Origin of the sequence: Rhizobium sp. NLR10b (genome assembly GCF_019685435.1) — a bacterium.
Classification (GTDB): Bacteria; Pseudomonadota; Alphaproteobacteria; order Rhizobiales; family Rhizobiaceae; genus Rhizobium.
In genome coordinates this window covers 162,315-175,996 of record NZ_JABDWV010000018.1, presented here as the reverse complement: position 1 = coordinate 175,996, position 13,682 = coordinate 162,315, and the positions used below count along the sequence as shown (strand labels likewise).

Here is a 13,682-nt window from a genome sequence, read left to right as displayed (position 1 = left end):
CGGAATGAAATATCGCGGGGTGGAGCAGCCCGGTAGCTCGTCAGGCTCATAACCTGAAGGCCGCAGGTTCAAATCCTGCCCCCGCAACCAATCTTCCCAAAAAGCCCGCCTCGTGCGGGCTTTTTGTGTTTCCGGGAAACGTCAAAGCATGCGTTCAGCGAACGGCGCCGGAGTCCGATCTCTCACGTTCAGCTCGTTGCGGGCCAGGAATTCCGCGGGCCGGATCGTCTGCAATGCATTTGCTGCTTCCCTGAAATAGGGGAGCGTTTGCCAGAGCGTGCGGTCGCCGACGATGTAGAAACGACGCTTGGCGCGCGTCAGCGCCACGTTCAACAGGTTTGGCTTGGATGCGGCCCAGCCGGCCGCTCCGCGATGCTCGGCATCGGCGCCGAGGACCATGAAAACGATATCTTCTTCCTTGCCCTGGAAGGTGTGAACCGTGCCGACCCGTTCCTGAAGCCATTTCTGCAGTTTCGCTGGAGATCCGCGCGCATATCCGTCTTGGTCGATCCAGACCGCATGGAAAAGAGCCCGTCTCAAACTGGTCTTGATCTCCTTGAACGGGGAGATGAGGTAGATGTCCGGCAATGCACCGTCTCGGCGATAAGTCGAGGCGAGGAGGTCGACGATGAAGTCGGTCTGCTCGGCAACGGCCTGTTTGCCCGATACCTTGCCCTTGATGTCGATCCAGGCGCTGTCGCCATAAAAGGGCGATGCGTCGCCGGCCGGTCGGCGCTCGTGCAGCCCGAAGATCATCTTGTTCTGATAGGCGATCTGATTGGCAAGGCTGAACATCGGATCGATGCAGCGTCGATGCACCCTGAGTGGGCTGCCGATCCAGAGCCGATCTGCCTCTTCGCCCTGAAGCGTCGTTCCGTAGCGATTGGCGGCATCGGCCAGCATCTGCACCGACGCCCTGTTCGGCGAATATTGACCTGCCGCCGTGTGGGGTGAAAGAGCCGAGGCGCCTGAAATCAGCGCGCTCGGAAGCGTGAAAACCGGTTCGATCTGCAAGGGATCGCCGATCACCATGACGCGGCGCGCCCGCAACAAAGCCCCGACCGCCGCCTGCGGCACCGCTTGGCCGGCTTCATCGATGAAGACCCAGCCGATCGAGCCGGGCTTGAGCCCGCGGAACTGCTTGGCAAAGGACGCGAACGTCGTGGAGACGATCGGAACGATCATGAAAAGGCTCTGCCAGATCGATGCGATGTGTTTGTCATCGACGGGATTGTTGTTGGAAAGCAGCTTGGTGATGGCAACGATATTTCCGCCAAAACCTCCGCCCTTCCTGCCGACATCGGCCAACCAAGCTTCATGCAGCGTCAGCGCTGCTTCCAGCAATGCCGAACGCAGAGCCGCCAGTTCGTCCTGATGCCAGAGACCGTCGATCTGCACCTGATCCTTATCGAGATCGGTGAGACGCTCCGGTGCGGTGGGACGATCGAGAATTTCCCCCAGCCGCTCGAGTTCCTCCTTTTTCGCAGACCAGATTTTTCGTCGTGACCGCAGGGACCGTTCGGCCCGGTCATGCGCTCGCAAAGCCAGTTCCAGCGCGGGTCTTTCGGTTTTTGCAAGCCGATCTTCGCATTCGGCCAGCGCTTTACGCAGTTCCAGCTGCTTCCGCGCATTGCCGATGACGTCTTGCCGATGCTGCCGGGCCGGGTTGGTCGAGAGCACCCTCTTCCATCGTGCAGGAGCGCTGCGGTCGAGCAACTGTTGCTCCTCCTTCAGATAAGCCAAACCGTCGGCGATGCGGCGCATTTCGGTCGCCAGCATCTCGCATCGGTTCTGCGCATGCAAAACTTCGTCCGCGGCGGCGGCCACCCTCTCAAGCGCCTCGCGGCAGAATGCATCCTGCGAAACGGGTGCTATTTCATCGCGGAGATCGGCATAACGCGCATATTGGCCGATCTTTTCGCGAACCATCTCGTCGGCGGCATGAAAAGCCGATGCCGCTTCGGCAAAGCTTGGCCCCTCATAGCTCTTCAACCATTCCCAGATGGTCTGCGGCTTTGCGGCGCCCGACCAGCCGGGCTTCGGCCTTTCGGCGATTTCCATGAAGGCGAAACGTTCCTTGAAGGCTCGGCGGTTTCTGGAGTTGCCGAGCGCACAGGCGATCAACCCCCACGGGCGATCGCCGTCGGAGAGCTTGATGACCGCTCCATTGTCTTTCTGGCAGGCGATCTTGTGCGCGACCGTCTGCAGATATTGAAATGAAGATGTCCTTGCGATCGAGCTCTGCTTGGGAAGGTCGCGCGAAATATTCTCCACGGCGGCATTGTTGGAGGAGGCGACGACCATTTCGAACCCGGCAAGAGCCGGGATCAGCGCGGATATGGAGGCGGTGCTCCGATCCGCAAAACCGACACGGCGCAGCGTTCCGTCAAAGGCGTCGCGCGCCATCGTCAAGGAGGAGAGCACCCGGGCGCGCCGAACGATATTGTCGGCGAACATGTCTCGAAGCAGGGTCGTCTTTCCGGTGCCCGGCGGGCCGTTGACTGAGAACAATCCCGTTTCCGACAGGCCGCCGATCGCCGAATTGATCGCGAACTGTTGCATGAGGCTCATTGCAAGGTGAGGCTCGCTCAGCCAGCGTCCACGGTTGAGATTGCCGGGATGCAGCGCCCGAATGATCGACCGGCGCCCTTCCTCCGAATAAAGGTCGACCCGATTTTCACCTGCCGGCGGGTTGAGGTACCGCCGGAGCGGCTCCGGGATATTGCCCTGCTTGACGCAGATCATCGCCCGTTCGATATCCTCGATGAAGAAGCTGTTCAGAATGCCAATGTCTTCATCAAGGCTTGCACTTTCGTCTTCCTCGTCGGCATTGGATGCATGGTCCTCCTGTTGAGGCGGCAACGAGATCAGCTCGGGTCTTTCCGCCCTGTCGCGGTAGCGGATTTCAACGGCGGCGATGGGCTTTTCCTGGCGCGAGGCAAAACCCGCCCAATCGCAGAGCAATTCGTGCAGCGCCAGGATTTCGACGGCATCGATCGGCTGATCGGCGGCAGCCTCGAAGGATGAAGATCCCAGCTGTCGCTGCGCCTGAAAGTTCTGAAGTAATTCCGACAGCTGCCGCTTGCCGTCTGCAAATGCCTCATGGCTGAGCGAGGAGAGACCGGTTTTCCGTACCCGTCCGAGGGCCCACGGAAGCGTCGAGACGGAAAATGTTTCGAACATCGGCTGTCCGAGCGGAGTAAGCTGCAGGCTGGCAAAGCAGGTATCGCCATCGAGATCGCCGCGTTCGGCATCCTCATACTCGGCAATGTCGACCGCAGCGCTGTCGAAGTGCCTGCGGATCTCGGCAATCTCGGATTTGCTGAAAACGCCGAGGAACAGGGTAAAGCCGGTGATCTGCTTCTCCTCGGGTATGACAGGACGGCTGAGTGCAGCGCTGTCCTGCAAGAGCGTCTCTGCATGTAGCCAGAAAACGGTCCGTCCTTCGCCGGAGACAAGGCGACTGGAGAGATCATAAGGTATGAAAAACTCGATTTTATGCCAGAAATCGAGAATGGCCAGAAGCCGTTCCCGTTCCGCCCTGTCCGCATCAATCTGCATGACGTCTCACTGAGGAGTGCAAAATAGGCTCACGCCTCTTTTAGCAGCGATTGCAGCTCAAAATCAAAGAGCATGGTGATGATGCGCCCGGTCGGGTGCATTTCAACAGCCGCGCAAGCGTGCCAGTGCAGACGCGGCCGCCTTTCTTCACCTTGCAGGCGCCCCCTGTTCCAGCCCACGAGGGTCTCCGGCACGATATCAGCCCTGCGAAGCAGCCGGAATGCGAGGCTTCTGCCAGGCATCACCGGGTTGAGCGCCACCTCGCGAGCGTTTCGCTTGTCTCGTAATCTTCAGGGCAGATCGCAAAAATATTACAATTTGTACTGAAACATTACATTCACTGGATCATCTATAGTGGGGGCAAATATAACCTCGAAGTATAAGGATGGACAAAAATACAACCGATACGCAGTATCTTATTGTTTCTCGCTCCCTAAAACTAATCACTTTGGGCCATTTCCTTCCTTCTCAATCCGTATTAACATAATTAAGAAATGTCTAAAGAAGAAGGCGATGACACAATAGGACCGGCATTTCATACTATCTTATACCTGACATCGCTACATGTTTGAGTAAAGTGTACCGCTAGGGGAGGCGTATATGTTCATGACAGGCTCAGGAATGGAGAATGCGGACCAGACAAGAAAGTCTAGCCCATCCGCAGATACTATCCTTGTAGTAGCCCAGGCTGATTTGTTTTCAGAATGCATGGTGGAAGCGCTGGCAAAGAAATTTCCCAATTGCGATGTGCCAAGCATAGCGAACGCAAATCCGATGCTGGAAAAGGATACCAGCGATATAAAGCTCGTTTTATTTTACCATATACCTGCGCCTGAGCTGCAAGACGCGCTGCAGGCGGTCAGAGAAAATCACCCGGAAACCTCGATCGGACTTGTCGTCGAGGCCATCGACATGATGGAACCTTATGTCAGCCGTTTGGTGGAGGCAAGGATCATCGACGGCGTCCTGCCGCTTAATCTTCGACTTGATGTCTTCATGGCCGCGGTGGATCTGCTGATGAAAGGCGGGGAGCATTTTCCCTCGGCGCTTCTCAACCGCCTCACCAATAAGGGGGCCCAGCTGGAGCCCTCACTTTATCAGACCAAATCGGTTGATGCCGCCCGCAACAATGCGCTCAAGCTGAGACGCGACAGCATCTCCGCCTTGACGACCCGGGAGGTTCAGATCCTGGATCTCATCTGCAAGGGGACGCAGAACAAGATTATTGCCGACAAGCTGCATCTTTCCGAAAACACGGTGAAGGTTCACGTCCGCAACATCTATAAGAAGATGAACGTCCGAAACCGCACGGAAGCAGCGTCCCGCTTCTTCAACGACCATCCGGTCGGCGATGACGACATGTCCAGCCGGTGGCGCAACTGACCGATTGCGCCACGCGCTTTTCATGCGCGCAACGAGCGTTGTCTCACTTTTGCGTTGAGCCTAGTTCTATCCTTAAATCGATTCCGATTTAAGGAATATGCAGCGGCGCTTTTGCTTCAGATCGAGGGACGCGCAAAGCAGCGCGACTTCTGCCCGAAGCCGCTTGGAGAGCAGATATAGCGCGCGGACCCGTGATAGGCGACGATGTGGGCTCGTGCCGCAGTCGGCCGAGCAGTTCGTTTTTCTGGGTAGGTAAAGGCCTTCGACACGGACGGCGTCTCGACGACGACAACATTCTTTTTCGCGATGACCGCCATGTCGTCGTCAACCGCACAAGCCGTCGCTCCGATCGCAAGAAGCGTCGCTCCCCCGGCAAGCATCGCAAAATGAAATGGACGCCAGCCTTTCGGCTGGGCTGCGGCCCGATTTTTAAACATGACCAGATCCCTCGCATATGACGCTTCCGGATGCAAGACTGGTCGTGCAGTTCTGCGCGACCGACCTCTCCCCTCTTCTATCTCGTATTTATTGAGCAAAGCTTGAGCAGCGGCACGATTCCCGTTTTACGTGAGAAAACAAGTAAAATGATTAATCATTTGTTATTCTGAAGAACAACCGTGTAATTATTTGGGATATTTTGCGCCTTTAAAGTTGACCACGGTAACAATCTCCCTATCATTTCAATAGTAAATGAGCTAAATGAAGAATAACCTTGGAGGTTTATTCAAGTATTTGTGCTTAGTTGCGTGAATATCCATCCAGGTAAGGGGGTGTGAAGCGTATCCATAAAACAAAAGACTAAACCGTGGGGAGGAGTTTGTAATGCGTAGTTTCGTTCCCGGCGAAGGCTCTGAAGTAAAGAACATGGCGGTGCTCAAGTATCTGGGCACCGCTCTTGTAAATGGCGGAGCCGGCTTTCTTGGCTCGCATCTCTGTGAAAGGCTTCTGCTGGGCGGCCACAGCGTCATATGCCTTGACAATTTTTCGACCGGCCGCCGTGCGAATGTCGAGCATCTCGCGTCGAACCCCCGCTTTCGCATCATCGAGCACGATGTCCGTCAGCCCTTCGATATCGAAGCGTCGCTGATCTTCAACTTCGCCTCGCCGGCCTCTCCGCCCGACTACCAACGGGACCCGGTGGGTACCCTGCTCACCAACGTACTTGGCGCCGTCAACACATTGGACTGCGCGCGAAAGACGGGCGCGATCGTCGTTCAGTCGTCGACCTCGGAAGTCTATGGCGACCCGACCCAGAGCCCGCAGCGCGAATCCTATTGCGGCAATGTCAACTCCATCGGACCGCGCGCCTGTTACGACGAGGGAAAACGCAGCGCCGAAACCCTGTTCTTCGACTACCACAGGACCTACGGCGTCGACATCAAGGTCGGCCGCATCTTCAACACCTACGGCCCGCGCATGCGCCTGGATGACGGCCGGGTGGTCTCCAACTTCATCGTGCAGGCCCTGCGCAACGCCGACCTGACCATCTACGGCGACGGCCAGCAGACCCGCTCTTTCTGTTATGTCGATGATCTTGTCGAAGGTTTCCTGCGTTTCTCGGCCTCCGGCAGTGCATGCCACGGCCCGATCAATCTCGGTAACCCGGGCGAGTTCACCGTTCGACGCTTGGCGGAGATCATCCGGGACCTCACGAATTCGCGTTCCCGCATCGTTCACCTGCCTGCTGTCGTCGACGATCCCCGCCAGCGGCGGCCGGACATCTCCCGGGCGAAGACGGAGCTGGCATGGCAGCCTCATATCGAGCTCGAAGCCGGCTTGGCGCGCACGGTCGAATATTTCGACGGCCTGCTAGCCGGGACGAAGCAGGCGGAGGCTGTATGAGATGCCCCGCTATATTCTCGTCACCGGCGGCGCCGGTTTCATAGGAAGTCACATCTGCAAAGCGCTGTCGCGCGTCGGGATGATTCCGGTTACCTACGACAACCTCTCGACCGGACATGCCGACAGTGTCCGCTGGGGCCCGCTCGTCCGCGGTGAGCTCGGCGACGCAGCCGCGCTACGCCAGACGATGGCTGAATTTTCGCCGGATTGCGTCATCCATTGCGGCGCCAACGCCTATGTCGGCGAATCCGTCGACATGCCGAGGAAATATTACCGCAACAATGTCGTCGGCAGTCTCACGCTGCTCGAGGCCTGTCTCGACCAGGACATCGACAAGATCGTCTTTTCGAGCAGCTGCGCCACCTATGGCGTTCCCGCCTCGTTGCCGGTACGGGAGGAAAGCCTGCAGCAACCGGTCAATCCATATGGCCGCACCAAGCTGATCTTCGAGATGGCGCTCGAGGATTTTGCTGCCGCCTACGGCATCCGCTTCGCCGCCCTGCGTTATTTCAACGCGGCCGGCGCCGACCCGGAGGGCGAGCTTTCTGAGCGTCACGAGCCCGAGACACATCTCATTCCTCGCGCCCTCCTGGCTGCCGCCGGCAGGCTGGAGCGGCTCGATATCTTCGGCACCGACTATTCGACCGAGGACGGAACCTGTGTTCGCGACTATATCCATGTCAGCGATCTTGCGCAGGCGCATTTGGCCGCCGTCAACCACCTGATCGCAGACGGCGCCTCGCTCAGCGTCAATCTCGGTTCCGGCCGCGGCACGTCAGTGCGCGAGATCCTCGACGCGGTCTATCGCGCCAGCGGCCGCGAAGTCCCCGTCCGTTATCGCGCTCGCCGCCCCGGCGATCCGCCGATCCTCTTTGCCAATACGGCTCGGGCCAAAGCAGAGCTCGGCTTCGTGCCGGCTCTTTCGGATCTCGACACCATCATCCGCACGGCCGGACCCACCTTCGGGCTGGAGGTGACGGCATGAGCCTGGTTTCGGAGATCGATCACCGGATCAGGACGGCGAAAGCCGCCGCTGATGCATTCAACCCGGTTTTCACCGGTCGGAAGCGTGTCGCCTATGGTTTCGGCATCTTCTGCTGGCTGGCGGCACTCGGCTATTTCTGGATCTGGTGGTGTCAGTCCGCCCATATCATCTCCTGGTCAGCCTTCGTGCTCGTCACCGTCGTGCTTGCCTGGATCACGCTTGTGCCTGCCTATTTCATCCTGATCTTCCTCGATGCGAGAGCGATCAGTTCGCGCGCCCGGCTGCCGGAAGGACGCGTGGCGATGGTCGTCACCAAGGCGCCGTCCGAGCCCTTTGCCGTCGTCCGCGCCACGCTTCAGGCGATGCTCGATCAGACCGGTGTCGACTTCGATGTCTGGCTGGCCGACGAGGATCCTTCCGCGGAAACCAGACGCTGGTGCGCCGAGCACGGCGTGCTGATCTCGACGCGAAAGGGCGTGGCGGAGTATCACCGCACGACCTGGCCGCGCCGGACGCGGTGCAAGGAAGGCAATCTTGCCTATTTCTACGACCATTTCGGTTATGCGCGTTACGATTTCGTCGCCCAGTTCGATGCCGATCATGTGCCGACACCGACTTATCTCCGTGAAGTCCTGCGCCCCTTCGCCGATCCTGGCGTCGGCTATGTTTCCGCTCCCAGCATCTGTGATGCGAATGCCGCGGCGAGTTGGGTCGCGCGCGGCAGGCTCTACGCAGAGGCAAGTCTGCACGGCTCGCTGCAGACCGGTTACAACAATGGCTGGGCGCCCCTTTGCATCGGCTCCCACTATGCGGTCCGCACATCAGCCCTTCGCCAGATCGGGGGCCTTGGGCCCGAGCTTGCCGAAGATCATTCGACCACGCTGATGATGAACGCCGGCGGCTGGCGCGGCGTCCACGCGATCGATGCGATCGCTCATGGCGACGGCCCGGCGAATTTCGTCGATCTCGCCGTGCAGGAATTCCAGTGGTCGCGCAGCCTCGTCACCATCCTGCTGCAATATTCCCGCCGCTATGTCATCCATCTGCCCTGGCGGCTGAAATTCCAGTTCGTCTTTTCGCAGCTGTGGTATCCGCTCTTCTCCACCGTCATGGCAGTGACGTTCCTGCTGCCGGTGGCCGCCTTGCTGACGGGCCAGGTCTTCGTCGACGTGACCTATCCGGATTTTCTGCTGCATTTCGCGCCGATATCGATCGTGCTGGCGCTCTTTGCTTTCTTCTGGCGGGCCACGGGAACTTTCCGGCCGTGCGATGCGAAACTGTTTGGCTGGGAAGGGCTCGCCTTCATCTTTCTGCGCTGGCCATGGTCGCTGGCCGGCAGCCTGGCCGCCATTCGCGACCATGTCTCCGGTTCTTTCGTCGACTTTCGCATCACCCCGAAGGGAAAGCAGCAGCAGCAGTCTTTGCCGCTGCGTGTCGTTGCGCCCTATCTTGCTCTCGCGGGGCTTTGCGCCGCAGCCATGGCGCTCGCCGGCGAGGCCGCCGCTCAGGGCTTCTATCTTTTCGCCGCGATGAACCTCGCGATCTATCTGTCGTTGACGGTGCTGATCGTCATTCGCCATGCGATCGAGAACGGCCTGCCGCTGCTGCCGCAATCGCGCGGCCTTTGGTTCGCGACGGCCATGGGTTTGGCGATCTGTGTCACCGGCGGCATGCAGGCGGGCAATCACGGTCTGCGCGGCCTCGAAGCCCTTTCTCATGGCCAGACGCTTGTCAGTTTCAGCCAATCGCAATTTGCCGTCGCCGGGGCCGGGCTCGGCAAGACCAGGACCGTGAAGTTTCGCCTCAGGTGGAATGGATTCGGAAGCACGGGACGGGACCAACAGGGTGTTTGAACCGGCCAACCGGCATGTGTCGAGAGGAGTATACAATGAGCATCGGACCGAGACTGTATGGCATAGCCCTGGCTCTCAGCCTGTGCCTGCCTGTGGTGGCGCAAGCTGCCGAGGCCGCTAAGAAGCCGCCGACACCGCTCAGCGCCTATGAACTCTATCGTATCTACGGTGACAAGACCTGGACCTGGGGCACCGGCGGCGGCCGTTTCTTCGATGAGGGCCGGCGGTTCGTGGCCTGGACCAACGACAAGGGCAAGCAGTCCTTCGCCGAAGGCAAATGGGTGGTCGACGATCTCGGCCAGCTCTGCATGCGCGCGACCTGGACGAATGCCGAGGGAGCAGCGCGTGCCAGCACCTGTTTCGGTCACCGCAAGATCGGCAACACGATCTACCAGCGCCGTCAGCCCGACGGCGATTGGTACGTCTTCCGCCATTCTTCGGTGCGCCAGGATGACGAATTCCGCAAGCTCGTCTCCACGGATACCGTCAGCGCCAAGGCGTATGACCTGAAGCAGCTCCTGCTGCATCAGGAAATAGCCCGAAAAGGAGGGTGAGCCATGAAGAAGCTGACGAAAAATCACCTCTCCACCGCCGCCATCGCGCTGCTGCTGTTGTGCGTCGCGGAACTGCCGGGCCGAAGTGAGGTGCAATATGCGGGCATTGCGTCGAACCCGGCGGCGAGCGCGCGGACGATCATCGACAAACGCCCGGTCGTTCATGCCGATGGCATCAAGTTCGGCGCCTACGACCCGCATGGGGATTTCGGCGCTCAGGCCAACGTTTCGACCGAAGCTCTGTTCTTGCCGTGGGAAGACGTTGACCTGGAGACGCTGCGCATCGCGGATGCCTATGCGCTGGCCAGGGGCCGCAACCTGCTGATAACGGTGGAGCCTTGGTCCTGGGATGTCGATTGGCGGCTGACCTCGGGCGAGCTTCGCGCAAAGGTTCTGCGCGGCGACTACGATGTCAACATGCGGGCGATCGCGCAAATGATATCCCAGCTGAAAAGCCCCGTGATCCTCCGCTGGGGACAGGAGATGGAAGACAAATCCGGGCGGTTTTCGTGGGCCGGCTGGGACCCGCAAGACTATATCACCGCCTACAAAAGAATGATGGACATCCTCCGCGAGGAGGCGCCCGGCACCGAAATAATGTGGTCGCCGAAGGGCCTGCCGGGCCTGCAGGACTACTATCCCGGCGACGATTATGTCGATCTCGTCGGATTGTCGGTCTTCGGGCTGGAGCGCTATGATGAACTTGCTTACAACACGCACCGGACCTTTTCGGAGGCGCTGAAGCAGGGGTATGATCTCGTCGCCGGCTACGGAAAGCCCATCTGGGTCGCAGAGCTCGGCTACGAAGGCGGCGACGCCTATATGAGGCCCTGGATCGACACCGCGACTCTGAAGCAGGGCGCCTTCCCGAACCTTCGGGAAGTGGTCTATTTCAATGACCGGGACGTGAACGCCTGGCCGTTCAATCTCGGCCGGCCTGACTGGCGCGTGGTCGAGAGCTTGGCGGCCAACTGATGTTGCGAGGGAGAGGCCCGCCGGGGTTTGCGGCCCTCTCCTTTCATATCAGGCAGGCGATCATCCCTTGAGCGTTGCCTTACCCTCTTCGACGAGCCGGGTCGCCGCATCGGCGGGCGAGGTCCGTTCGAAGGCGAGTTCGTCGCAGATCGGGCGCAGCACGCGCTGGTCGAATTGCGTTGCACCCATCGGCACCGGCGGCGGATATTCGCCGACCTGATCCTTGAGCATATTGACGTATTTGACCGTTTCCTGCTCAGTCGGGTTCAGCTGCGGTAGAATGGCTTCACGCACGGCCGGCGACATCGGCACGCCGCGCTCGACGCCGAGAATCTTGCCGGCTTCGATGTCGTTGACGAAGAAGTCGATAAATTTCGCGGCCGCTTCGCCATTCCTTGTCGTGGCGCCGACACTCCAGATCAGCGCAGGGCGGTAATAGTGGCCCGACGGCCCGCCCTTCCTTTCCCGCGGCAGCATGGTGATGCCGATTTTGTTCTTGATGATCAGCTGATAGCCGATCATCTGGTTGGAATAGGCCATGCCGATCACCGATTTGCCGAGACCGAGGGCGTTGGTGTCGATGGTGTTCTGATCGAGCGTCTGGACGTCGGCAGCAACGGTGCCTCCTGCCTTGCGCAGCTTCTCCCAATAGTCGAACCACTCCGTGGCATCGTCGGCCGTGAAACCGAGACCGACCGTTTCCTTAGCAAAGAGGCTTTTGCCGCGCTGGCGCAGCCAGGCATCGAAGACATAGGCGTAGCGGGCCGCATAAGGGCCGCCTGCCTTGCCCGAGGACTTGCCGAGTTCCACCGCGAGCTTGGCATATTCATCCCACGTCAGGTCGGGTGTCGGCACCGGAATGCCTGCCTTTTCGAATTCCACCGTGTCGAAGAACATTGAGAAAGAGTTGAGGCCGAGGCCGACACCGTAGAGTTTCCCGTCGATGGTGGTCAGTTTCAGCACGTCGGCACCGAAGGACTGAACCTTCAACGTCGAGGGGACGAATTCGTCGAGCGGCATGCAGGCGCCGCGCTTGGAATAATCGGAGATGGTTCCGGGCTCGAGCTGAAAGACGTCAGCGATCGAGCGGCCGGCCATCTGCGTGGCGAGCTTCGTCCAGTAGCCGTCGCCCGAAAGCGATTCACCGATGATCGTCACGCCGGGCGTTTTCGACTGGTAGAGTTTGGCGACGTCGAGCGTCCGCTTGGCGCGGTCGTTCGACCCCCACCACATGGCTCGCAGCTGCGTGTCTTCGGCAAAGGCCGGGACGGCGCTTCCGGCGCCAAAGGCAAGGCCGGCGAATGCACCGGCTGAACCCATCAGAAATGAACGGCGATTGACCTGCATCGGTATCCTCCCTTGTCCCAATATGTCCGCTGCCATCCTCCATGGCGTCGTCCGGCATTTTCGTGAGACAGGTTACGCAAAAAAGAATTTATTGCAAGAAATAACTCTGGTATTGCAAATTTGCATTATTTGCATAAAGTTTGCCTATGAGCGATGAAAAAGTCAGACGGCTGCGACAGGCCGACATAGCCACATTGGCCGGCGTCTCCGTTTCGACCGTGTCGCGCGTGCTCGCCAACGAACCTGGGATCAGCGAAACCGTCCGGCGGCAGATATTGAAGGTGGCCGCCGAACACGGTTATCCGGTCAAACCTGCTGCCGAAGCCGTTGCCGGCGGGCTGGCGCTGATTGCCAGCGACGGCGTCACCGGCGGGCTCAGCGTCTTCTACGAAGCGATCGTCGACGGCTTGCGTACCGGAGCCGCCGAAGCGGGCATGCCCTTCGAAATTCGCATGGTCCGCGAGGATCGAATCACGCCGGATGCCCTGCGCGACTATATGCAGGCGGCGGGTGCCCAGGGTCTTTTTCTCGTCGGCATCGATCCCAACGACACTCTGCGTGATTGGCTGCGGGCCACCATGACGCCGACCGTGCTTGTCAATGGCGCTGATCCCAGGATGCAGTTCGACGGTGTTTCGCCGGCTAATTTCTTTGGGGCCTACGAGGCGGCCAGCCGGCTGACGAGGGCTGGCCATCGCCGTATCCTGCATCTGAGCGGCTCTCACCGCCATACGATTCGGGAGCGCATTCGTGGCTTCGAGGCGGCGATCTCCGCCGTCCCCGGCGCCGAAGGACGATTCGTTTCGCTGGCGCTGCAGGGTAGCGCAAGCCGCGAGGCTCATGAACGCACCGCGGCAGTTCTTGCCGAGAATGCCGGCTTCACCGCGGCGTTCTGCATGAATGATTTCATTGCCGTCGGCGTATTGGAGGCGGTCACCGAAGCCGGCCTGCGAGTGCCGGACGATTTCGCGATTGTCGGCTTTGATGATCTGCCCTGCGCATTGATGACCAATCCGCGGCTTTCCACCATGCGGGTCGATCGGGCTGCCCTCGGGCGCGAGGCTGTGTCGATGATGCTCACCCGGTTCCGCAACCGAACAGCGGCTGCGCGCCACATCTGCCAGGCGGTCGTTCCCGTTCCGGGAGGGACCGTTGCCAATGCCGAGAACCCGTGAGGTGCCG

Annotated in this window: 11 protein-coding genes and 1 tRNA gene; 8 read left to right on the top strand and 4 right to left on the bottom strand. The window is 59.7% G+C overall.

Features of this window, described 5'->3' with window-relative positions; genetic code table 11:
- Positions 1-13: 13 nt before the first annotated feature.
- Positions 14-90: transfer RNA gene (locus tag HJB91_RS26420), tRNA-Met, on the top strand.
- A 51-nt stretch (positions 91-141) separates the two neighbouring features.
- Here HJB91_RS26420 and HJB91_RS26415 read toward each other — a convergent pair.
- Positions 142-3,561, bottom strand: coding sequence for a DEAD/DEAH box helicase (locus HJB91_RS26415; RefSeq protein WP_210629701.1), 3,420 nt, complete (start codon positions 3,559-3,561; stop codon positions 142-144).
- Between the two features lie 29 nt (positions 3,562-3,590).
- Positions 3,591-3,740, bottom strand: coding sequence for a hypothetical protein (locus HJB91_RS26410; RefSeq protein WP_221147644.1), 150 nt, complete (start codon positions 3,738-3,740; stop codon positions 3,591-3,593).
- 421 nt (positions 3,741-4,161) lie between these two features.
- Here HJB91_RS26410 and HJB91_RS26405 point away from each other — a divergent pair, with 421 nt between their 5' ends.
- Positions 4,162-4,944: a response regulator transcription factor gene (locus HJB91_RS26405; RefSeq protein ID WP_221156195.1), complete on the top strand. Its 783-nt coding sequence runs from the start codon at positions 4,162-4,164 to the stop codon at positions 4,942-4,944.
- 116 nt (positions 4,945-5,060) lie between these two features.
- Here the strand turns inward: HJB91_RS26405 and HJB91_RS26400 are convergent, their stop codons facing one another.
- Positions 5,061-5,381: a hypothetical protein gene (locus HJB91_RS26400; RefSeq protein WP_221156199.1), complete on the bottom strand. Its 321-nt coding sequence runs from the start codon at positions 5,379-5,381 to the stop codon at positions 5,061-5,063.
- A 385-nt stretch (positions 5,382-5,766) separates the two neighbouring features.
- Between HJB91_RS26400 and HJB91_RS26395 the strand changes: the two genes are divergently transcribed.
- Genes HJB91_RS26395 through HJB91_RS26375 form a run of 5 tightly spaced genes read left to right on the top strand, consistent with a single transcriptional unit; the run spans position 5,767 to position 11,153 of the window.
- On the top strand, positions 5,767-6,786 hold the full coding sequence (locus HJB91_RS26395; RefSeq protein ID WP_221156193.1) for a UDP-glucuronic acid decarboxylase family protein: 1,020 nt from the start codon (positions 5,767-5,769) through the stop codon (positions 6,784-6,786).
- A gap of 1 nt (position 6,787) precedes the next feature.
- Positions 6,788-7,771, top strand: coding sequence for a UDP-glucose 4-epimerase GalE (galE, locus tag HJB91_RS26390; protein ID WP_210629696.1), 984 nt, complete (start codon positions 6,788-6,790; stop codon positions 7,769-7,771).
- Positions 7,768-9,624 carry a glycosyltransferase family 2 protein gene (locus HJB91_RS26385; protein WP_221156191.1) on the top strand — a complete coding sequence of 619 codons (1,857 nt, stop codon included), beginning with the start codon at positions 7,768-7,770 and terminating at the stop codon, positions 9,622-9,624. The genes galE and HJB91_RS26385 overlap by 4 nt, the downstream gene beginning before the upstream one ends.
- A gap of 35 nt (positions 9,625-9,659) precedes the next feature.
- Positions 9,660-10,178, top strand: a complete 519-nt coding sequence (locus HJB91_RS26380) for a DUF995 domain-containing protein (protein ID WP_210629694.1) — start codon at positions 9,660-9,662, stop codon at positions 10,176-10,178.
- 3 nt (positions 10,179-10,181) lie between these two features.
- Entirely contained in the window at positions 10,182-11,153 is a 972-nt protein-coding gene (locus tag HJB91_RS26375) for a glycoside hydrolase family 26 protein (RefSeq protein ID WP_210629693.1), read from the top strand.
- A 60-nt stretch (positions 11,154-11,213) separates the two neighbouring features.
- On the opposite strand, the gene HJB91_RS26370 is transcribed toward HJB91_RS26375, so the two are convergent.
- A complete protein-coding gene (locus HJB91_RS26370) occupies positions 11,214-12,500 on the bottom strand; it encodes an ABC transporter substrate-binding protein (protein ID WP_210629692.1) in 1,287 nt (428 codons plus the stop codon).
- Between the two features lie 146 nt (positions 12,501-12,646).
- Here HJB91_RS26370 and HJB91_RS26365 point away from each other — a divergent pair, with 146 nt between their 5' ends.
- Positions 12,647-13,675 carry a LacI family DNA-binding transcriptional regulator gene (locus tag HJB91_RS26365; protein WP_221156183.1) on the top strand — a complete coding sequence of 343 codons (1,029 nt, stop codon included), beginning with the start codon at positions 12,647-12,649 and terminating at the stop codon, positions 13,673-13,675.
- Positions 13,676-13,682: the final 7 nt, after the last annotated feature.